General features: G+C 69.9%; 24 protein-coding genes. 16 read left to right on the top strand and 8 right to left on the bottom strand.

The window, feature by feature from the left end:
* Positions 1 to 97 precede the first annotated feature (97 nt).
* Positions 98 to 1177, bottom strand: coding sequence for a DUF2242 domain-containing protein (locus ACNQQL_RS22660; protein ID WP_347065815.1), 1080 nt, complete (start codon positions 1175 to 1177; stop codon positions 98 to 100).
* Positions 1178 to 1404: 227 nt separating this feature from the next.
* The gene (locus ACNQQL_RS22655) at positions 1405 to 2298 is read right to left on the bottom strand and encodes a LysR family transcriptional regulator (RefSeq protein ID WP_347065813.1); all 894 of its coding nucleotides are present in this window, start codon (positions 2296 to 2298) and stop codon (positions 1405 to 1407) included.
* 108 nt (positions 2299 to 2406) lie between these two features.
* Between ACNQQL_RS22655 and ACNQQL_RS22650 the strand changes: the two genes are divergently transcribed.
* Both ACNQQL_RS22650 and ACNQQL_RS22645 read left to right on the top strand, forming a co-directional pair.
* Entirely contained in the window at positions 2407 to 3162 is a 756-nt protein-coding gene (locus ACNQQL_RS22650; protein WP_072435896.1) for a TerC family protein, read from the top strand.
* Between the two features lie 91 nt (positions 3163 to 3253).
* Positions 3254 to 3565, top strand: a complete 312-nt coding sequence (locus ACNQQL_RS22645; protein WP_347065810.1) for a zf-TFIIB domain-containing protein — start codon at positions 3254 to 3256, stop codon at positions 3563 to 3565.
* Positions 3566 to 3676: 111 nt separating this feature from the next.
* On the opposite strand, the gene ACNQQL_RS22640 is transcribed toward ACNQQL_RS22645, so the two are convergent.
* The gene (locus tag ACNQQL_RS22640) at positions 3677 to 4087 is read right to left on the bottom strand and encodes an Hsp20/alpha crystallin family protein (protein ID WP_347065809.1); all 411 of its coding nucleotides are present in this window, start codon (positions 4085 to 4087) and stop codon (positions 3677 to 3679) included.
* A 16-nt stretch (positions 4088 to 4103) separates the two neighbouring features.
* Positions 4104 to 4544 carry an Hsp20/alpha crystallin family protein gene (locus ACNQQL_RS22635; RefSeq protein WP_072435893.1) on the bottom strand — a complete coding sequence of 147 codons (441 nt, stop codon included), beginning with the start codon at positions 4542 to 4544 and terminating at the stop codon, positions 4104 to 4106.
* Between the two features lie 245 nt (positions 4545 to 4789).
* Between ACNQQL_RS22635 and ACNQQL_RS22630 the strand changes: the two genes are divergently transcribed.
* Complete coding sequence (locus tag ACNQQL_RS22630; RefSeq protein ID WP_072435892.1) at positions 4790 to 5707, top strand: 3-hydroxyacyl-CoA dehydrogenase NAD-binding domain-containing protein; 918 nt, start codon at positions 4790 to 4792, stop codon at positions 5705 to 5707.
* Between the two features lie 52 nt (positions 5708 to 5759).
* On the opposite strand, the gene ACNQQL_RS22625 is transcribed toward ACNQQL_RS22630, so the two are convergent.
* Positions 5760 to 6038 carry a DUF4148 domain-containing protein gene (locus ACNQQL_RS22625; RefSeq protein WP_347065806.1) on the bottom strand — a complete coding sequence of 93 codons (279 nt, stop codon included), beginning with the start codon at positions 6036 to 6038 and terminating at the stop codon, positions 5760 to 5762.
* A 175-nt stretch (positions 6039 to 6213) separates the two neighbouring features.
* Positions 6214 to 7062, bottom strand: a complete 849-nt coding sequence (locus tag ACNQQL_RS22620; protein ID WP_072435890.1) for a LysR substrate-binding domain-containing protein — start codon at positions 7060 to 7062, stop codon at positions 6214 to 6216.
* Between the two features lie 328 nt (positions 7063 to 7390).
* Between ACNQQL_RS22620 and madL the strand changes: the two genes are divergently transcribed.
* The 11 genes from madL (at position 7391) to ACNQQL_RS22565 (ending at position 16171) form a co-directional block, all read left to right on the top strand.
* On the top strand, positions 7391 to 7786 hold the full coding sequence (gene madL / locus ACNQQL_RS22615; protein ID WP_034183253.1) for a malonate transporter subunit MadL: 396 nt from the start codon (positions 7391 to 7393) through the stop codon (positions 7784 to 7786).
* A gap of 11 nt (positions 7787 to 7797) precedes the next feature.
* Positions 7798 to 8565: a malonate transporter subunit MadM gene (gene madM / locus ACNQQL_RS22610; protein WP_347065803.1), complete on the top strand. Its 768-nt coding sequence runs from the start codon at positions 7798 to 7800 to the stop codon at positions 8563 to 8565.
* Positions 8566 to 8696: 131 nt separating this feature from the next.
* Positions 8697 to 10343 (top strand): malonate decarboxylase subunit alpha, encoded by a 1647-nt coding sequence (mdcA, locus tag ACNQQL_RS22605; protein ID WP_347065801.1) that lies wholly within the window; start codon positions 8697 to 8699, stop codon positions 10341 to 10343.
* Positions 10344 to 10353: 10 nt separating this feature from the next.
* Entirely contained in the window at positions 10354 to 10668 is a 315-nt protein-coding gene (gene mdcC, locus ACNQQL_RS22600) for a malonate decarboxylase acyl carrier protein (protein WP_034183256.1), read from the top strand.
* Entirely contained in the window at positions 10665 to 11600 is a 936-nt protein-coding gene (locus ACNQQL_RS22595) for a biotin-independent malonate decarboxylase subunit beta (protein WP_347065798.1), read from the top strand. Before mdcC ends, ACNQQL_RS22595 begins: the two co-directional genes overlap by 4 nt.
* Positions 11587 to 12294 (top strand): biotin-independent malonate decarboxylase subunit gamma, encoded by a 708-nt coding sequence (mdcE, locus tag ACNQQL_RS22590; protein ID WP_347065796.1) that lies wholly within the window; start codon positions 11587 to 11589, stop codon positions 12292 to 12294. The genes ACNQQL_RS22595 and mdcE overlap by 14 nt, the downstream gene beginning before the upstream one ends.
* A complete protein-coding gene (mdcG, locus tag ACNQQL_RS22585) occupies positions 12281 to 12949 on the top strand; it encodes a malonate decarboxylase holo-[acyl-carrier-protein] synthase (protein WP_347065794.1) in 669 nt (222 codons plus the stop codon). Before mdcE ends, mdcG begins: the two co-directional genes overlap by 14 nt.
* Positions 12946 to 13812, top strand: coding sequence for a triphosphoribosyl-dephospho-CoA synthase MdcB (gene mdcB / locus ACNQQL_RS22580; protein ID WP_347065793.1), 867 nt, complete (start codon positions 12946 to 12948; stop codon positions 13810 to 13812). The genes mdcG and mdcB overlap by 4 nt, the downstream gene beginning before the upstream one ends.
* Entirely contained in the window at positions 13809 to 14741 is a 933-nt protein-coding gene (locus ACNQQL_RS22575; RefSeq protein ID WP_347065791.1) for an acyltransferase domain-containing protein, read from the top strand. Before mdcB ends, ACNQQL_RS22575 begins: the two co-directional genes overlap by 4 nt.
* A 117-nt stretch (positions 14742 to 14858) precedes the next feature.
* Positions 14859 to 15380: a phospholipase D-like domain-containing protein gene (locus tag ACNQQL_RS22570; protein ID WP_072435882.1), complete on the top strand. Its 522-nt coding sequence runs from the start codon at positions 14859 to 14861 to the stop codon at positions 15378 to 15380.
* A gap of 125 nt (positions 15381 to 15505) precedes the next feature.
* Positions 15506 to 16171, top strand: coding sequence for a phosphoribosyltransferase (locus ACNQQL_RS22565; protein ID WP_347065789.1), 666 nt, complete (start codon positions 15506 to 15508; stop codon positions 16169 to 16171).
* On the opposite strand, the gene ACNQQL_RS22560 is transcribed toward ACNQQL_RS22565, so the two are convergent.
* Positions 16158 to 17381 carry a polyhydroxyalkanoate depolymerase gene (locus tag ACNQQL_RS22560; RefSeq protein ID WP_347065787.1) on the bottom strand — a complete coding sequence of 408 codons (1224 nt, stop codon included), beginning with the start codon at positions 17379 to 17381 and terminating at the stop codon, positions 16158 to 16160. The two genes, ACNQQL_RS22565 and ACNQQL_RS22560, sit on opposite strands and share 14 nt — an antisense overlap.
* Before the next feature lie 182 nt (positions 17382 to 17563).
* Here ACNQQL_RS22560 and ACNQQL_RS22555 point away from each other — a divergent pair, with 182 nt between their 5' ends.
* Entirely contained in the window at positions 17564 to 18193 is a 630-nt protein-coding gene (locus ACNQQL_RS22555) for a glutathione S-transferase (protein WP_347065785.1), read from the top strand.
* A gap of 195 nt (positions 18194 to 18388) precedes the next feature.
* On the top strand, positions 18389 to 18583 hold the full coding sequence (locus tag ACNQQL_RS22550) for a hypothetical protein (RefSeq protein WP_347065783.1): 195 nt from the start codon (positions 18389 to 18391) through the stop codon (positions 18581 to 18583).
* A gap of 109 nt (positions 18584 to 18692) precedes the next feature.
* On the opposite strand, the gene proP is transcribed toward ACNQQL_RS22550, so the two are convergent.
* A complete protein-coding gene (gene proP, locus ACNQQL_RS22545; RefSeq protein ID WP_347065782.1) occupies positions 18693 to 20177 on the bottom strand; it encodes a glycine betaine/L-proline transporter ProP in 1485 nt (494 codons plus the stop codon).
* Between the last annotated feature and the right edge of the window lie 418 nt (positions 20178 to 20595).

Raw genomic sequence — 20595 nt, 5'->3', positions numbered from 1 at the left:
CTGGGGGGGCGAAGGGGATGCGTATCGTCGCGCTGCGCCGGATGCGGCCGGGCGCGACGATACGGACGGCCGGTTGGACGGCCAGTTGGACGGCCGGTCAGTGCGCGGCCGGTGCGCTCGCGCCGGACGGCGCGGATGACGCGACGGGGTTCGCAGCGGCGGGGGCGGGTGTTTTGTTCGCCGGCGCAGTCGAGACGCTCGACGGCGTGGATGCCGATGCGGGTGCGGACGTGGCGGACGCAGGCGCCGGCACGACGGCCGATGCCTGCGTTGCTGCGGCCGGTGCCGAAACGGCGGGCGTCGATGCCGCACCGGCAGGCGGCGACGCCGTGCCGGAAGCAGGTGCAGAAACCGAAGCGGGAGCTGAAGCCGATGCTGCCGCCGAGCCGGACGCCGCCATCGGCGCGGCCGCGCGCATCGCAGCCGGCGCGACAACGGCCGACGCCGCGGCCGGCACGGCGTTCGCGGCCGACCCGGGCGCGACACCCGGCACCGAAAGCGGCACCGGCGCCGCGGGCGGCGTCGGCACGACCGGCGTCGTCATCTTCAGCGGTTCGCCCTGCGGCGTCGGCGCGGGTTCGGGCAGCGGCGTGACGGCTTCCTTCTCGGCGGCCTTCACGGTGGCGCGGTCGCGGCGGGCCGGGTCGATCTTCAGGAAATGGTCGACAAGATTGAAGAAGCGCTCGTAGAACACGCCGGCGGGAATCGTCTCGCTCGCGGTCTTGACGAGCGCGTCGTCGCTCGACCCGATCGGCAGCGACAGCGAGCCGAACACGCTGAGGCCGACGCTGGCCGACGTATTCGACTTCTTCAGCGTGTAGCGGTCCTGCACTGCGTTCACGTACGCGATGCTCGACGAGCCGTCCGCGGTCGCGTCCGCGCACACCACGTGAAACTCGATCACGACGTGCATGTCGTTGTTCGGCTGGAAATTCTTGCTGCCGTCGACCGCGTCGTTGCGCGACGACGACACCACATAACCCTGGCTCAACAGCGCGCGCCGCGCGGCCTCGCAGGCCGCGTCGGATTTCGAGTGGAACGTATGCGCATACGGGCTGGTCGCCGCGTCGAACTGTTCCTGCTGGTAGATCGGCTTGGGCGGCGACGAGCACGCCGCCAGCACGGTCGCGGCCGCGAGCGCGCACGAAACGGAAAACAGGCGAAATCGGTTGTGCATGGCGTCTTTCAGAAGGCTCGGCGAGATGCCGCGCGGGGTTGCGCGCGTCGCGCCGCAACCGGATGGCGGCCGTCGCGCAAGGGCGGGGCCGGCAATGGGCGCGTGGCAATCTCGGATGGCCGGGGCGTCATTATAGTTTCGTTTGATGTCGCGTTCGCTTCGGCGGCTGTTTCCGCCCATGACAGTTTCGGCGAACCGTTACCGGCGAGAACGATCGCGAACCGGCGCTAGCCGGCCGGCGACGGCCGCGCGGAAGCCAGCAATCGCGACGTCAGCGGATGATGTTCGCCGCGCCGCGAGCGGATCGCGTGGATTTCCTCGGTCACGTCGCCCGCGCGCCCGAGCCGCCTGAGGCCGCGCAGCAGCGACGCGTCGTTTGCGCCGAGCTCGCTCAGCGGGAACACGCCGAGGCCGCGCGCCGCGAACACGGCCATCAGCGCGCTGTCCTCGAATTCCCCGGCCACGCGCGGCACGATCCGTTCGCCTTCGAGCCACCGGTCGAGGCGCGCGCGCAGCGCCGAATGCGCGGTCGGCAGCAGCACGGGCAGGTCGGCCAGGCACTGCGGAAAGCGTTGCCGCGCGGCCGGCGTGACGAGCGCCGCGGGGCCATACCAGTCGACCGGCGATGCGACGAGCCGTTCGCTCGTCACGCGCAGGTTCGACCCCGACGGCGCACCTTGGCCGGCCAGCACGAGATCGAGATGATGCAGCGCGAGTTCCGCGAGCAGCGCATCGTGCTCGCCCTCGTGGCACAGCAGCCGCAGCGTGGGTGTATCGAGCACCGGTGCGAGGATCGCGTGCGCGGCGAGCTTCGAGATGCCGTCCGCGAGGCCGACCGCGAGCCGCACGGTCGGCTGGCTGGCCGCCGCGCGCACTTCGTCGGGAATCAGCCGCCCCATCTCGAAGATGACCTCCGCGCGTGCATACGCGGCCTGGCCCGCGTCGGTCATCGCGACGCCGCGCCCGGCCGGGCGCAACAACTGGTGCCCGAGCGATTTCTCGAGCTCGCGCACCTGCGCGCTGATCGTCTGCACGGCCATGTCGAGCCGCCCGGCCGCGCGCGCGAAGCCGCCTTCCTTCACGACGACCCAGAAATAGTACAGATGTCGGAAATTGAGCATCGGATCGAAACTTCGTAAAAACCGAACTTAAAATCAGATTCTCTCTGATTTTTTCGAAGTCCGGGTCGGCATATCATCGGGCTTTCCACTTTCGTATCGGCCCATTTCATGGACTACCTGCTGACGCTTGCCGCCGACCCCGCCGTCTGGGCCGCGCTCCTGACGCTCGTCGTGATGGAAGTCGTGCTCGGCATCGACAACCTGATCTTCATCTCGATCCTCAGCAACAAGCTGCCCGAAGCGCAGCGTGCCCGCACGCAGCGCCTCGGCATCGCGCTCGCGCTGGTGATGCGCCTCGCGCTGCTCGGCAGCGTCGCGTGGATCGCGAGCCTCACCGAACCCGTGTTCACGCTCTTCGACCACGCGTTCTCGTGGCGCGACATGATCCTGCTGTCGGGCGGCCTGTTCCTCGTGTGGAAGGCGACCACCGAGATCCATCACCACGTGTCGCACGACGTTGACGGCGACGGCGGTTCCGGCGGCGCGGCCGGCCTGACGATGTGGGCCGCGATCGGCCAGATCGTGATGCTCGACATCGTGTTCTCGATCGACAGCATCGTGACCGCGATCGGCATGACCGAGCACGTCCCGATCATGTTCGTCGCGGTGATCGTCGCCGTGTCCGTGATGCTGTTCGCTGCGCAGCCGCTCGCACGCTTCATCGACCGCAACCCGACCATCGTGATGCTTGCGCTGTCGTTCCTGGTCGTGATCGGCATGACGCTGATCGCCGAAGGCTTCGGTTCGCACGTGCCGAAGGGTTACATCTACGCGGCGATGGCGTTCTCGGCTTTCGTCGAAGGCATGAACATGCTGGCGCGGCGCGCGAAGGCGAAGCGCGCGGCACGGGTGGAAGGCCACTGAGCCAGCGCGCGGGATGCCGGCCGCCGCAACGGCCGGCTCGCGCGCCTTGATATGGAATTCGTCTGGAATTCGCACGGAAAGGAGAAACGCGATGAAATGCCCTGTCTGCAAGACGCCCGACCTGCTGATGGCCGAGCGCCAGTCGATCGAGATCGACTACTGTCCGACGTGCCGCGGCGTGTGGCTCGATCGCGGCGAACTCGACAAGCTGATCGCCCGCGAGGGCGGCGATGCGCCGGCGCGGCGCGACGAGCCGCCTGCTTCGCGCGACGCCCACGCCCACACCCACGCGTCGCGCGATCGCGATGGCTGGGAGCGCGACGGCCGCTCGCACGACGACCGTCACCGGCACGACGGCCAGCGCAGCCGCAAATCGATGTTCGACCTGTTCGATTTCGATTGAATCCGCATACGGCGCGCGCGTCGCCGGTTGCAAAAAGGCCCCGCCGGGTATCGCGCCCGGCGGGGCCTTTTCATGCATGTCGCAACATGCCGCGCTTCGGCGCGCCGAAGCTTACGCGTTGCCTGCCGTCACGTCGATGCGGCGCGGGCGCGTTTCTTCGCGGCGCGGAATCGTCAGCGTCAGCACACCGTCACGCAGGTTCGCGTCGATCCTCGACGTGTCGAGATCGGGGCTCAGCACGAACGTACGCGCATAGCGCCGCGTGCGGACTTCGGCATGCCGCACACGCAGGTCGGCCGGCGTGTCGATCTGCGTGTCGGCTTCGATCGTCAGCGTGTTGTCGTGCACCTTCACGTCGAGGTTCTCGCGCGGCACGCCAGGCAGGTCGGCCCGCAGCGTGACGCCGAGATTGTTCTCGACGATGTCGACGGCCGGCGTGATTGCGGGCCGTCGCGCGGCTTCCGCGGCAGCCGGGTGGGCAGTGGCGGCGTGGCGTTCGGCAAGGGTCGGGTTCGTGTTCATGTCGGTATCCTGAAGATTACTGAACGGTGATCGCACGCGGCTTCGATGCTTCGCGCCGGCCGACGCGAATCAGCAGGCAGCCGTTTTCGTAACGCGCGCTGACGTTGTCGGCGTCCGCATTCTGCGGCAGCTCGACGACGCGGCGGAATGTGCCGTGAAAGCGCTCCTGTGCATACGTGCGCACGTCGTCGCCTTCGCCGCGCGGCGCCGGTTTGCGCTCGCCGCTGATCGTCAGCAGATCCTTGTCGATCGACACGTCGAAGTCGGCCGCGGCCATGCCGGGCGCGAACGCGACGATCTCGATCGCATCGTCGGTGGCGCCGACGTTGAGCGCGGGAAATGCGCCCGGCCGCACCGCACGGATGCCGGACGGGAGCTCGCCGAACAGGTTCGCCACCTGCCGCTGCACGCGGGCGAATTCGTCGAACAGATCCTGGCCGTTATGGATACCGCTCATGATGGTCCTCCGGAACAGTGAACGCGGGAGACGCGACGGCGCGACGCCTGCGGCGGGCGCGACGGGTGGCTCCACTGGGTCGAAACGGGGGCAGTGCGTTTGCGTGGAGCACTGCCCGGCAACGCGTAATTAGTGGCCGCCGCAGCACATTTCAAGAGGGAATCTGCAACTTGCGTCAACGCGTGCCCGTGCGATTCGATGCGACAATCGCCGCGATATCAGCAGACCAACGAGACGGGACAACCATGGACATTCGACGCATCGCGATCGTCGGCGCCGGCGTGATCGGCGCGAGCTGGGCCGCTTTTTATCTGACGCAGGGCTTCGACGTCGTCGCGACCGATCCGGCGCCGCAAGCCGACGCGCGGCTGCGCGACGCGCTGGCCGCGTTTCTCGGCGACCGGGCCGCCGAACTTTCCGCGCGGCTGTCGTTCGACGCCGATCTCGTGCGCGCGCTCGACGGCGTCGACTTCGTGCAGGAGAACGGCCCGGAACGGCTCGACCTGAAGCGCGCGCTGTACCGGCAGATGGACGACGTGCTGCCCGCGCACGTGCCGATCGCGTCGAGTTCGTCGGGCCTGAAGATGTCGGACATCCAGACCGCGTGCGAAAAGCATCCGGAACGCTGCCTGATCGCGCATCCGTTCAACCCGCCGCACCTGATTCCGCTCGTCGAGCTGGTCGGTGGCGACGCGACCGGCCAGGACGTGATCGCGCGCGTGAAGGATTTCTACGATGCGCTCGGCAAACAGACGATCGTCCTCAACAAGGAGATGACCGGCCACGTCGCGAACCGGCTCGCGGCCGCGCTGTTCCGCGAGGTGTATCACCTCGTCGGCGAAGGCGTCGTGAGCGTGGCCGATGCCGACAAGGCGGTCGCATGGGGCCCTGGCTTGCGCTGGGGGCTGATGGGGCAGTGCCTGACCTATCACCTCGGCGGCGGCGCGGGCGGGATCGCGCACTTCCTCGAACACCTGTCGGGGCCGATCGCGAGCTGGTGGGACGACCTCGGCACGCCTTCGTTCGATCCGGACGTCGACCGCAAGCTGACCGACGAATTGCGCGCGATCCAGGGCGAGCATTCGATGCAGGAGCTGGCGGCCGAGCGCGACCGGCTGCTCGTCGAGCTGATCGACGCGCGGCGCCGCAGCTTTTTGCCCTGACCGCGTCGCAGCGCCGGGTATCGGCCGGGCGGCGATGGGCCGCCGCGCTCGGCTACTGCTGCGCTGCCGTTTGCGGTGCCTGCGGCGTCCGGGCAAGCCACGAGGGGCTCGCGGCCTGCACGAGTTCGCGGTTGCGCGCGCGCGTCGCGGCGCTCGGCGGATAGTTGCCGTCGTTTGTCGGCAGTTCGCCGTCGAGATAGGCTTGCTTCAACTGGGCGATGACTTCCGCGCGTGTCAGGCCCTGTTCGGGAGCGGCGGCATCGGTCTGGGCGAAGGCGGGGGAAAGCAGGGCGGCGGCTGCGGTCGCGAGGGCGAATCGCAAGACGTTCATGGTGCGCTCCGATCAAGGGGACAGGACACCGGATGCGCGCGGCGGTTTGCCGTGCGTTCCGATGGGGCCCATTGTCGCGAGCGGGTGCTGCGCGGACGATGACGTGTTCCGGGCAAAGCTGTCAGTTGCGGGCACGGCCGCGCATGCGTGTCGCCCGCCGTCGCTGCCGTTGCCGCTACAACTCCGCCGCTGCCGCGATCAGCGTGGCTTCGAGCGCGAGCGTCGAGCGCGACGCGGCCGCCGGCCGGTCGATCACGTATTCGAGTTCGCCGAGTTCGGGCAGCCCCGCGTCGAGCCGCGCGAGCCCGGCCGGGATCACGTAGCCGGCGAACGCGCTGACGCCGAGCCCCGCGCTTGCGGCCGCGCGCAGTACCGCGATGCTGCTGCTCACCACCGCGATCCGGTAGGGTCGGCCGATCGCGTCGAGCGTTTCGAGCACGCGGCGCCGCGACACGCTCGGCTCCGGATGCAGGGCGAGCGGCAGCACGGCCTCGTGGCCGGTGATTCGCGAATCGGGGCCGGTGCACCAGTACAGCGGCTCGCTGCGGATCACGCGGCCGCGCCGGCTGCCCGCGATGCGCTTCGCGAACACCAGATCGTGCCGACCTTCGTCGAGCGCGTCGAACAGGTCGCCCGACAGCCCGGTCGAGATCGCGAGCTCGACTTCCGGATTGCGCTGCACGAAGCTCGCGAGCGCAGACGTCAGGTGCGTCGACGCGAAATCCTCTGACATCGCAAGCCGCACCTTGCCCGACAGCGGCGGCCCGCACACCGACGTGACGGCTTCGTCCATCAGTTCGAGGATGCGCACCGCGTAGCGGAACAGCGCGTCGCCGTGCTGCGACAGGTGAACGTTGCGCGTGTCGCGCTCGAAGAGTGGCCGGTCGAGCAGCTCCTCGAGGCGGCGGATATGCTGGCTGACGGTCGACTGCGACAGGTTCACGCGCTCGGACGCGGCGGTGAAGCTGCCGGACTGGGCGACGGCGACGAAGCTGCGCAGCAGCTCGGGCGGTAACGGGCGCATTGCTAAATCCACTGAATCGGTTTCGACAACTTCATAAATGGCCGGATATTGCGGCGCTAGTATCGGATCACGCCCCGGTGCGGCCCGTGTAACGGGACGAACCGGACGCGTGGTCCGCGTCGTGCCGGCGGCTGCTTCGGTCAGTCTACGGCATCCGGCGTCCGGCCCGAAACCGCATCATCCCATCGACCGCCCGAGAACGCGCCCGCACGACGGGCCGCCGGGCCGCGGCGCACCGCCGCAGGAGACAGTCCGCGCACGGGATCGACGTGCGGGCCCGCTTTCTGCATGCGTCAGGCGCCCGTCACGAAGAGACTGGAGACGACTCATGATCATCTACGGAACCGCGCTGCTGGCGTTCTGCCACCTGGCCGGACTGTTCCTCGGCGACCTGCTGGGCACGGCCATCGGCGTGAAAACCAACGTCGGCGGGGTCGGCATCGCGATGCTGCTGCTGATCTGCCTGCGCCTGTGGCTGCACCGGCGCGGCTGGCTGCCGAAGGAGACCGAGGCCGGCGTCGGCTTCTGGGGCGCGATGTACATCCCGGTCGTCGTCGCGATGGCCGCGAACCAGAACGTCGTCGCCGCGCTGAAGGGCGGCCCGGTCGCGCTGCTGGCCGCTGTCGGCGCCGTCGCGATCTGCGCATGCTGCATCGCGGTACTCGTGCGCATGGGGCGCGACGACACGGCCTTCGCGGGCGTGCCGCAATTCGAAGAACAGTAACGGAGGCCGCCATGCTGCAGATGCTCGAAAAAGTCGTCGCCCACAACGGGCTCGTCGCGTCGTTCGCGCTGGTCGGCCTGATCATGTGGCTGTCGTCGATCGCGTCGCGCCAGCTCACGTTCGGCCGCGTGCACGGCTCCGCGATCGCGATCGTGATCGGTCTCGCGCTCGCGTATGTCGGCGGCGCGTTCACCGGCGGCGAGAAGGGACTTGCCGACGTGCCGCTGTTCGCGGGCGTCGGCCTGATGGGCGGCGCGATGCTGCGCGATTTCGCGATCGTCGCGACCGCGTTCGAAGTGCAGCCGACCGAGGCGCGCAAGGCCGGGCTCGTCGGCGTCGTGTCGCTGCTGCTCGGCACCGTGCTGCCGTTCATCGTCGGCGCGTGCATCGCGCGCGCGTTCGGCTATACCGACGCGGTCAGCATGACGACCATCGGCGCGGGCGCCGTCACGTACATCGTCGGGCCCGTCACGGGCGCGGCGATCGGTGCGAGCTCCGACGTGATCGCGCTCAGCATCGCGACGGGGCTCGTGAAGGCGATCATCGTGATGGTCGGCACGCCGGTCGCTGCCAACTTCATGGGCCTGAAGACGCCGCGTTCCGCGATGATCTTCGGCGGCCTCGCGGGCACCGTCAGCGGCGTGAGCGCGGGGCTCGCCGCGACCGACCGCCGGCTCGTCCCGTACGGTGCGCTGGTCGCGACGTTCCATACCGGCGTCGGCTGCTTGCTCGGCCCGTCGGTGCTGTTCTTCACGACGCGCGCGCTGGTCGGCGGCTAGGCCGATGGATGCTGCCCGCACGCGGGCCGCATCCATCGCCGCGTCCTCTGAGTCGCATTCGTCAACATCATCAATCGGCGGCGGCGCCAGGCTTAGAATGCCGCTGAACCATCGAAGCGGGAGAACTGTTCATGACGGGATGGAATCACGCGCGGCAGGCGCGCGATGCACGCCTCGCGGCCGGCGCGGTTTACGCGCAGGGCAAGCGGGTCGATGCGCGCGACACCGTGGCGTTGCTCGAAGCGGTGCTGCGGCCCGGCGACCGCGTGTGCCTCGAAGGCGACAACCAGAAGCAGGCCGACCTGCTCGCGACGGCGCTCGCCGACGTCGACAGCGCGAAGGTGCACGACCTGCACATGGTGCAGTCGGGCGTCGTGCTGCCCGAGCATCTCGACGTGTTCGAGCGCGGCATCGCGAAGCGTCTCGACTTCGCGTATTCGGGCCCGCAGTCGCAGCGGATCGCGAAGCTGCTGTTCGGCGGCAAGATCGCGCTCGGCGCGGTGCACACCTATCTCGAGCTGTTCGCGCGCTACTTCATCGACCTCACGCCGCACGTCGCGCTGATCGCCGCGGTCAGCGCCGATCGCGACGGCAACCTGTACACGGGCCCGAACACCGAGGACACGCCGACCGTCGTCGAGGCCACCGCGTTCAAGGACGGCATCGTGATCGCGCAGGTCGATCGCATCGTCGACAAGGTGCCGCGCGTCGACATCCCCGGCGACCGCGTGCATTTCGTCGTCGAGGCCGGCCGGCCGTTCTACGTCGAGCCGCTGTTCACGCGCGATCCGGCCGCGATCACCGAAACGCAGATCCTCACCGCGATGCTCGCGCTCAAGGGCATCTACGAGCCGTACGGCATCAAGCGCCTGAACCACGGGATCGGCTTCAACACCGCCGCGATCGAGCTGCTGCTGCCGACCTATGGCGAGAAGCTCGGGCTGAAGGGCAAGGTCTGCACGCACTGGGCGCTCAATCCGCACCCGACGCTGATTCCGGCGATCGAATCGGGCTGGGTCGAGCAGGTCCACTGCTTCGGCTCCGAGGTCGGGATGGACGACTACATCCGCGCGCGCTCCGACGTGTGGTTCACGGGCCCCGACGGGTCGCTGCGCTCGAACCGCGCGTTTTGCCAGACGGCCGGCCTCTATGCGTGCGACATGTTCATCGGCTCGACGCTGCAGATCGATTTGTCCGGCCATTCGTCGACGGTCACGGCCGAGCGGATCGCCGGCTTCGGCGGCGCGCCGAACATGGGCAGCGACGCGCGCGGGCGGCGCCATCCGAGCGAGCCGTGGCTGAAGGCCGGCGCGGAAGCCGACCCTGACACGCCGGCGGCGCTGCGGCGCGGCCGCAAGCTCGTCGTGCAGATCGGCGAGACGTTCGGCGACAAGAACGTACCGATGTTCGTCGAGAAGCTCGATGCGCTGAAGCTCGCCGACAAGCTGCAGCTCGATCTCGCGCCGATCATGGTCTACGGCGACGACGTCACGCACATCGTCACCGAGGAGGGGATCGCGAACCTGCTGATGTGCCGCGACAAGGACGAGCGCGAGCACGCGATCCGCGGCGTCGCCGGCTATACGGAGGTCGGCCGCGGCCGCGACCGGAAGATGGTCGAGCGGCTGCGCGAGCGCGGCGTGATCCGCCGCCCGGAGGATCTCGGCATCGATCCGCTCGACGCCGACCGCCGCTGGCTCGCCGCGCGCTCGATCAAGGATCTCGTGCACTGGTCCGGCGGGCTCTATGCGCCGCCGGCCCGGTTCCGCAACTGGTGAGGAAGAGGGCATGGAACAGTTGAACTATCGCTTCACCGCGCGCGAGCGCGCGAAGGGCGAGCTGGCCGCGGCGCTCGTCGGCGTGGTCGCGTCCGGCAATCTCGAAGTGCTCGTCGAGCGCGTGCTGCCGGGCAACGAATGCGAGATCGACATCCGCACCGCGGCGGTCGGCTTCGGCGCGGTGTGGCAGGCCGTCGTATCGGATTTCGTCGAGCGGCGTACGCCGGGCGGCCTGAAGCTGTCGATCAACGACGGCGGCGCACGGCCCGACATGGTGTCGCTGCGGCTCGCGCAGGCCGTGCGCGCGATCGAGGGAGACGCATGATGACCGACGTGATCCACGACGCGCCCGCGTTCGTCGTGAACGGCGCGAGCTGGTACGAAGCGTCGGCGCGGCAGCGCATCGACGGGCTGCTCGACGCGGGCAGTTTCAGCGAATTCCTCGGGCCGGCCGAACGCGTGACGAGCCCGCACCTGCCGCTGTTCGACCTGCCGCAGCAGTTCGACGACGGGATGGTGGTCGGCCACGGTCGGCTCGACGGCCGGCTGGTGTTTATCGCCGCGCAGGAAGGCCGCTTCATGGGCGGTGCGTTCGGCGAAGTGCACGGCGCGAAGCTCACCGGCTTGCTGCGCGCCGCGCGCGAAGTCGGTAAGCCGGTGCTGATCCTGTTCGATACGGGCGGCGTGCGGCTGCAGGAAGCGAACGCGGGCGAGCTGGCGATCGCCGAGATCATGCGTGCGCTCGTCGATGCGCGCGCGGCCGGCGTGCCGGTGATCGGGTTGATCGGCGGGCGCGCGGGCTGCTACGGCGGCGGCGGGTTGCTCGCCGCGTGCTGTTCGGCGCTCGCGGTGTCGGAGCAGGGGCGCATCAGCGTATCGGGCCCCGAAGTGATCGAGACGAATCGCGGCGTCGACGAATTCGACGCGAAGGACCGCGCGCTGATCTGGCGCACGATGGGCGGCAAGCACCGGCGGCTGATCGGCGGTGCGGACCGCTATGTTGCCGATACGCCCGATGCGTTCCGCGTGGCGGCGCTCGACTTGATTGGCCGTGTGCCGACGTTCGATGCGGCGATGCTGCATGAGGAACAGGCGCGCCTCGAAGCGCGTGTCGAACGGTTCGGTGCGTGCAAGGATGCGCTCGACGTATGGCGTGTGCTCGGCGCAGACACGCCCGAAGCGATTCCCGGGATGCCCGACGAGGCGTTCGCGAAACTCGCCGACCAACTGCAGGAGCCGCAGCATGACGCTCGATGAAGTCCTGAACTCGCTGTTTCCGAAAGGCCATTCGATCGAGCGCACCGGTGGCCTGCTGACGGGCCACGCGGAACTGGCCGGCACGCGCGTCGACGTGATCGGCGTTGCCGACCGTTTGCCGTTCGGCATCGACGAGGCGCTGACGCTCGCGTCGCGCGTGCTCGACACGATCGCGCGTGGCGGCGGCACGCCGATCCTCGTGCTCGTCGACAGCGACAGCCAGCGGATGAGCAAGCGCGACGAACTGCTCGGCCTGAACGAAGGGCTGTCGCATCTCGCGAAGTGCCTGATGCACGCGGATCTCGCCGGGCACCGGACGATCGGTGTGCTATACGGCCACACGGCTGCGGGCGCATTCATCGCGACCGCGCTCGCGACGCGCACGCTGCTCGCGGTGCCGGGCGCCGAGCCGGAGGTGATGGACCTGCCGTCGATGTCGCGCGTGACCAAGCTGCCGATCGACGTGCTGAAGGAGATGGCGCGCTCGACACCCGTGTTCGCGCCCGGGCTCGACAATCTCGTGAAGATGGGCGCCGTCGATGCCGTGCTCGATCCGTCCCGCGCGCTCGACGGGCAGGTCGGCGAATGGCTCGGCAAGCCGGTCGACCGCATCGACCGGCGCGCGGCGCGCGGCCGGCCGGTGGCGGCCGACGTCGCGCGGCGCGTCGAGGAACTCGCGCGTGCCGCACGCTGAGATGCCGCTGCGCCGCCACACGCTCGTCACGCTGACGGCGGCGGGGTGGGGCGCGGCATGCGTGCGCGATCCCGCGCTCGAGGCCGATCCGCTCGTGCGCGCGTGGGCCGAACGCGGCTGGCCGCTGATCGTGCGCCGCGCGTCGCCCGACGAGGCCGATGCCGGCCGCGTGCCGCTCGGCCTGCCGCTGCCGCCTGCCGCGGGCAAGCGGCGCATCGCGCTGAATGTCGCTGCCGACGCGCTCGCGACGGTCGGCCCGCTGCCCGCGTTGGCCGACGTGCTTTCCGCCGCGCCCGATGCGTGGCACGCATCGTTGCGCGAGCTCGATGCGCTCGGCGCGCGCTGCGGCGTGCAGGGCCGCGTGTTCGGCAGCCTCGCGTGGCAGGCGCTGACGGGCGAGCGCTACCTGAGCGAGTCTTCCGATCTCGACATCGTGTTTCCGCTGCCGGAGGCCGCGTCGCTCGCACCGCTGCTCGACGGCCTCGCGGCGATCGACGCGCGCGCGCCGATGCGCATCGACGGCGAACTGCTGCGCGCCGACGGCGCGGGCGTCAACTGGCGCGAACTGCACGCGCGGCTGCCCGAAGTCGCGGTCAAGACCGCGATCGCCGTCGAATTGATGCCTGCCGGCGCCTTCACAGGAGACGCGCGATGAGCGCATGGGCCGCCTGCCGCGTACCGGCGCCGTCCGCTGCCGAGCACATCGCCGAGCTGGCCGAGCGCAGCCTCGTGCTCGAGATCGACACCTATCCGAAGCCGGGGCTCGTCAGCCACGTCGACACCGGCAGTCATTCGGATATGGATGCCGCGACGTTCGCGCGCAGCGCCGCCGTGCTGCGGCCGTACTTCGCGGAACTCGCCGACGCGGGCGCGCGCGATGCGGACATGGCCGTGCTGCGCAAGATCGGTCTGCGTGCCGAGCATGCGATGCTCGCGGCGACCGGCGGCGTCAATACGCATCGCGGCGCGATCTTCGGGCTCGGGCTGCTGTGCGCGGCCGCGGGCCGGCGTGCGATGCCGGGGGGAGTGCCGGGCGGAATGACGCTCGGCGCGTTCGTCTCCCGCCGCTGGGGCACCGATATTCTCGGCGGCCCGCGCTTGCCGGACAGCCACGGCGAGCGCGCGAGCCGACGCTACGGCGTCGGCGGCGCGCGTCGCGAAGCGGCCGAAGGTTTCACGACCGTGTACGCGATCGGGCTGCCCGCGCTGCGCCGTGCGAAGCGCGACCTGCCCGACGATCCGGAAGCCGCGCGCGTCGCTGCGTGCTTCGCGCTGATCGCCGCGCTCGACGATACGAACCTGCTGCACCGGGGCGGGCAGGCCGGCCTCGATTTCGCGCGGGCGACCGCACGTGCGTTCGTCGCACGCGGCGGCGTGCGCGCGCGCGACTGGCGGCTGCGCGCGGTGGCCGCGCATCGTGCGTTCGTTGCGCGCCGGCTGAGCCCGGGCGGCGCGGCCGACCTGCTCGCGATGAGCGTATTCGTCGATGCGCTCGAAGCCGACGGGGACGCGCGATGACGCTGGCGATCCTCTGTTCGGGACAAGGCGCGCAGCGCGCCGACATGTTCGACCTGACGGGCACGGCGCCGCAGGCCGATGCGTTGTTCGCGCATGCCGGCCGGCTCCTGGGCGACGATCCGCGCGCGGGGGTCCGGCAGGCCGGACCGGACGCGCTGCGCGAGAACCGCGCCGCGCAGATCCTCTGCACCGTCCAGGCGCTTGCGGCGGCTGCGCTTCTCGACGCGGCGTGGCCGCGCCGGCGCTGCGTCGCGGGCTACAGCGTCGGCGAGGTCGCGTCGTGGAGCGTCGCGGGAATGATCGATCCGCATGACGCGCTCGACCTGGCCGACGCACGCGCGCGCGCGATGGATGCGGCGAGCGGCGGCGACGAGTGGATGGCGTTCGTGCGCGGCCTGACGCGCGCGCAGCTTGCGCAGTTGTGCGCCGGTCGCGACGCGGCGATCGCGATCGCAAACCCCGGCGACGCATTCGTGGTCGCGGGGCGGCAGGCCGATGTCGATGCGGTGGCCGACGGCGCCGCGCGCGCCGGTGCGCTGCGCGTCGCGCCCGTGTGCGTGCGGATCGCGTCGCATACGCGCCGGCTCGCAGCGGCCGTGCCGGTATTTCGCGCGTCGCTTGCCGACGTGCGCGTGCGCCGGCCGCTGCCCGGCACGCGATTGTTTTCGGGCATCGACGGCGCGTCGGTGCTCGACGTCGACGCGGGCCTCGACAAGCTCGCGCGGCAGATCGCGGAGCCGGTCGAGTGGGCGGCCTGTCTCGCCGCCTGCGTGGAGGCCGGTGCGACCGCGTTTCTCGAACTCGGCCCCGGGCGCGCGCTGGCCGAGATGGCAGGCGGCGCGTATCCCGCGCTGCCGGCGCGCAGCCTCGCGGATTTCCGTTCCGTCGACGGCGTGACGAACTGGCTCGCGCGCGTCGCGGCTGGCTGACCGGCGGCCCGAAAACCGGCCTGCAACATCCCCGCCGCGCCCCGGTTTCGCACTGTGTGTTGCGCCGGCGCAGCAGCGCCGCAGCCGGCGCTTGCCACGCGAATTGGCGTCGCTACAATGGCGCCCGCCATGAGACCAGCCGCCTTCTTTTTCGCCGCGCTTTGCTGTGCGGCGAGCGCCCACGCCAGCCGGATCCCGTCCGATGCCGCTTCGGTCGGCACGTACTTTTCGTATGACAACGCGGCGGCCGACGCGACCGTCGACCTGATCGAACAGGCGCAGCGCCGCGTACTGCTGGCCGGCTACGCGCATGTGCCGCCCGCCGTCGCGAGCGCGCTGCGCGCGGCCCGTGCGCGCGGGATCGAGGTGCGCGTCGTGCTCGTGCGCTCGCCGCGCGCGGGCAGGTACAGCGGCGCTGGCTATCTGAAATCCGCGGGCATCGACGTGGCGATCGATTCGCGGCACGGCGATCCCGCGCCGCGCTTCGTGATCGTCGACGACAGCGTCGCGCTGACGACGCTGTCCGACGGCGCGGCCGCGCACGCCGAGACGGTCAACGTGTTCCAGCGCGCGCCCGAGCTCGCGCAATCCTACGCGCAGTCGTTCTGGCGGCTATACCGGCAGGCCGGCGGCCTCTGACCCTTTCCTTCGGTGTCGTGCACGCCGGTGTGACCCCGCTTGCATCGGCGCTGCCGATGAACCATGCTCGTTGACAGGCGCCGGCGCGCGTTTCGCGCATCCGGCGCAACGGCAGGGAGCCGATCGTGACCGAGTGTTTTGCCGATCGCGCCGATGCGGGCCGCCAACTGGCCGGCGCGCTGAGCGACTATGCGGGGCGTAGCGACGTCGTCGTGCTCGCGTTGCCGCGCGGCGGCGTGCCCGTCGCGTATCCGGTTGCCTGCGCGCTGCGCGCGCCGCTCGACGTGCTGGTCGTGCGCAAGCTCGGCGTGCCGTGCGAGCCCGAACTCGCGATGGGCGCGATCGCAACGGGTGGCGCGATGCATCTGCAGCGTTCCGTGATCCGCTCGATGGGCGTGACCGACGCGCAGCTCGCCGACGTGATCGTGCGCGAGACGGCCGAACTGCATCGCCGCGAAGCGCTGTATCGCGGCGCTGCGCCGCCGCTGCCGGTCGACGGGCGCATCGTCATCGTCGTCGACGACGGCGTCGCGACCGGCGCGTCGATGCGTGCCGCGCTGCAGGCGCTGCGCGAACGCCACCCGGTGCGGATCGTGGCGGCCGCGCCGGTCGCGCCGGCGGGCGCGCAGCATGCGTTCGACGGTCTGGCCGACGCGTTCGTCGCGGTATCGCAGCCGCAACCGTTCTTCGGGATCAGCCAGTTCTACGCGCGCTTCGGGCAAACGAGCGACGACGAGGTGCGTACGTTGCTCGACGCGGCCCGCATGCAACGCGGCATCACGTCCGCCTGATCCGGCGCGAGCGCGGGCGAGGGCGGCCGGCCTCGGCCAGCGCGAACACGCGCTGCAGCATCGGATGGACATTGCCGAGCCAGCGCGCGCCGGTGAACAGCCCGTAGTGATCGCAATCGTCGACATCGACGCGATAGCGCTCGTTGGCCGCGAGGCCGCTGCACATGTCGAGTGCCGCGTGAGTCTGGCCGGCGCCCGTGACCGCGTCGCATCGGCCTTCGACGGTCAGCAGCGCGACGCCGCGCAGCGCGCCCGGCTCGACGTGCCGGCCGCCCACGTCCCACGTGCCGTTCGCGAGGCACATGCGCTGGAACACGATGTCGACCGTATCGAGGAAATACTCGGCCGGCATGTCGAGCAGCGCCGTGTATTCGAGCAGCGCGCGCCGCGCGCCGGCGAGCGCGGCCATGTCGAAGCGCGACGCGGCCAGCGCGTACGCCTCGACCAGCGACATGAAACGCTGCGGGTACATCAGCGCGATCTCGCCCTGCTGGAGATAGGTCGGGAACACCTGGCGGCCGTGCCCCGCGAAGCCGGGCGGCACGATGTCGATCAGATGGCGGCGGCACCAGCCGAGCGAGCGGGCGGCTGCCGCGGTGCCGAGCGCGCTCGGATTCAGGCGCGCGTCGAGCGGGCCGCCGATCAGCGTGATGCTCGCGGGCGGCGCGAGGCCGCGGGCCGCGCGCAGTGCGAGCGCGCCGAGCGCCGGCACGGTCGCCTGGCACACGGCGACGACGTGCAGCGGCCGATCGTCGAGCGCGAGCCCGTCGATGAAGCCGTCGAGCGTCGCGACATACTCGTCGAGCCCGAAGCGGCCCGATGCGAGCGGCACGTCGCGCGCATTGCGCCAGTCGGTCACGCACACGTCGCCGTCGGCGAGCAGCGTCTCGACGGTTTCCCGCATGATCACGGCCGCGTGTCCGGCGAGCGGCGCGCACAGCAGCACCGTGCGCTGCGCGTCGGCGCGCGTGAAGCGCCGCAGGTCGCAGAACGGCGTGCGCGCGGCGATCCGCTCGCCGATGGTTGGGCGCTCGATGTCGAAGCTCGGCGGCCGGGCCGGCTGCCCGAGCAGCGGCTCGAACAGGTCGTCATAACACGACGACGCGGCGTGCGGCAGCGTCGCCGCGGGCCACGCATCGAACGCGTGCCGCGTCGCCGCGCGCCAGGCGCGCATCCATTCCCGCTGCTGCTCGACGAGGGCATACCACATGGTGGACCTTGGGGCGGAAGAGGCGTGAATCTGCATTATGGCCACTGCGGCCCGGTAGCGGGGGGCTTGGTGCGCTGCCGGCCGATGCGTAGTATCAAGCGGACGCGCGCGAGCACGCTAGCCGGCGGCTCGCGACGCTGCTACAGTCGTCGGTCCCATTCCCCTCAAGCGGAGCGTTTGCGATGAAGCTGATCGGCATGCTGGATTCCCCGTTCGTGCGCCGTGTCGCCATTTCGGCGAAGCTGCTCGACCTGCCGTTCGAACACGAGTCGATCTCGGTGTTCCGTCATTTCGAGCAGTTCAGGGCGGTCAACCCGGTCGTCAAGGCGCCGACGCTCATAACCGACGATGGCGCGACGCTGATCGATTCGTCGCTGATCGTCGACTATCTCGATCACCTGGTCGCGCCGGAGCGGCGCCTGCTGCCCGACACCGCCGATGCACGGCTGCGCGCGCTCGTGTCGGTCGGTTTCGCACTGGCGGCGGCCGAGAAGACCGTGCAGGTCATCTACGAGCAGGCGCTGCGCCCGTCCGACAAGCAGCACGCGCCGTGGATCGAGCGCGTGCTGAGCCAGCTCGAGGGCGCGTACGGCGAGCTGGAGCCGCTCGTCGCGGCCGCGAACGGCTGGTTTGGCGGCGCGCGCCTGCTGCAGTCCGACGTGACGGTTGCGGTGGCGTGGCGCTTCACGCAGTTCATGTCGGCCGACTACCCGGTGCTCGCGCGGATCGATCCGGCCCGCTATCCGGCGCTCGCCGCGCATTCGGCGCGCGCGGAAGCGCTGCCGGCGTTCGTCGAAACGCCGCTCGTCTAGGCCTGGCGGCCCTTGGCGGCGGGGCGCGAGGCTGCCCCGCGCCGTTGCCTGCCGGCCGCTTGACGCTGCCAGGCAAGCCGCCGCCGATTGTTCTCGGTGGCCGACAAGTGACTTCGCATTCGCGCCGTTTATCCGGAAGCGGCCGGTCCCTAGAATCCACTCCATCGAATCACGCATTGCCAGATGGAGCCGATGATGAAAGCCCTGCTCGAATCAAGCCTGTACCACCCGTCCGTCGTGTTGCCGCTTGCCGCGCTGACGCAGTTGATGGTCGAGCGCGATTTCAATCTCGGCCAGGTCGGGCTGATCGTCGCGGCACGCGGCGCGCAGGCGGCGGTATCTCGCTCGCGTGCGCTGATCTTCAGCCGTCACGGCGACGCGCACGCATGATGGCGCTCACGGCTAACGGATGAAAAAAAGCCCGGCCGGCGCAAGCCGGTCGGGCGGATCGGATTCGATCGGGCCCCGGCTTCGGCCGGGGCTTTTTCATGGGCGACGCTCAGGCGCGTGCGGGCGACACGACGCCGTACATCTCCGAGTCGTCGTCCTCGCGCAGCTGGCGCACGAGCTGGTGCGCCTCGCGGCGCGTCGCGACGGCCGGCGGCGAGCCCTTGAGCGGCTGGCGCGCGGTTTCCGCGAGCGCGACGACCGACACGATGCCGATCACGGCGGCGCCCATCATGTAGTACGCCGGCATCATCAGGTTGTGCGTCACGTCGACGAGCCATGCGGTAACGAGCGGTGTCGTGCCGCCGAACAGCGATACCGACACGTTGAAGCCGATCGCGAGAGCGCCATAGCGGATCTCGGTCGGGAACAGCGCCGGCAGCGCCGACGGCATCACGCCGGTGAAGCAGGACAGCAGCACGCCGAGGACCAGCAGGCCGCCGAACACCGATGCCGTGGTGCCCGCATGGATCAGCATCATCGACGGGATCGACAGCACGAGCAGCCCGACACAGCCGGCGAGCATCACCGGCTTGCGGCCGATCCGGTCGGACAGGCGGCCGGCGAAGAGCGTCATCGGCATCATCAGCACCATCACGAGCAGCACCAGCACGAGGCTGTGCGATTCGTCGAAGTGCAGCGTCGACGACATGAAGCTCGGCAGGTACGACAGCACCATGTAGTCGGTCACGTTGAAGATCAGCACGAGGCCGACGCACAGCAGCAGCGCACGCCAGTTGCGCATCAGCGTTTTGCGGAAGCGCGCCTTCGGCACGGCCTTGTCCTGCGCTTCGCGCTCTTCGGCCTGGCGCTTGAACGCGGGCGTTTCCTCGAGCTTCATCCGGATATAGAGACCGATCAGGCCGAGCGGGCCGGCGATCAGGAACGGCACACGCCAGCCCCACGACAGCAGCGCTTCCTGCGACAGCGACGCGGTCAGCAGCGCGACGACGCCCGCACCCATCACATAGCCGATCAGCGTGCCGAATTCGAGGAAGCTGCCCATGAAGCCGCGGCGCTTGTCGGTCGAGAATTCGGCGATGAAGGTGGCCGCGCCGCCGTATTCGCCGCCGGTCGAGAAGCCCTGCACGAGGCGGGCGACGAGCAGCAGCACGGGCGCCATGATGCCGATCGATGCATAGCTCGGGATCAGGCCGATCGCGAAGGTGCCGGCGGCCATCATGATCATCGTCGCGGCAAGCACGCGCTGGCGGCCGATGCGATCGCCGAGCGGGCCGAACACCATGCCGCCGAGCGGACGCACGAGGAATGCGGCCGCGAACGTGCCGAAGGTCGCGAGCAACTGCGCGGACGGGCTGCTGGACGGGAAGAACACCTTGCCGAGCGTGACGGCGATATAGCTGTACACGCCGAAGTCGAACCATTCCATCGCATTGCCGATGGCCATCGCGCTGACGGCGCGTTTGAGCAGGCTCTGGTCGACGACGGTGATGTCGTCCGCGGCGAGCGGAGCGTCGCCGGACGAAGTGGAGGAAGAAGCAGCGGTCGGGCTGACGTGTGTTGCGGTCAAGGCCATGCACTCCTTTGACTGCGCCGGAACGGGCGGGCCGTCCGACACGGTTTGCCTGCAAGCGCGGTGTCGTGCGCGGCGCGTCGGGGCAGGCCATTAAGCACTTACTGCGCAACGGGCAGCAAAGGGCCGTAAGGGGCTGCTTCGACGCGGGCCCGATGGGCCGTCGCGACAGTGCGCTCATGAAGAATGGGCCGCGTGATGCTGGCGGCAGATGCCGGTGCGGACGGAGGTCCGGCGTTCCGGCAAGCGCCCCGAAAGGGGCAACGAAACGAGAAAAGCGGGCCTGTCGGGCGGGCTTTCCTGTGGGTGCAATTTCGGTCGAAGCGCCGGCCCGCAACGCGCGGACGGACTTCTCTCGAAATCGAATAGACAGAGATTGAATGTTGAAACAGGCGACATGATAGCACGATGACGGATGATC

The organism is Burkholderia sp. LFS061, assembly GCF_047978125.1.
GTDB lineage: Bacteria > Pseudomonadota > Gammaproteobacteria > Burkholderiales > Burkholderiaceae > Burkholderia > Burkholderia pyrrocinia_C.
The sequence above is the reverse complement of the archived record's forward strand: the minus strand, read 5'-3'. Positions and strand labels throughout refer to the sequence as shown.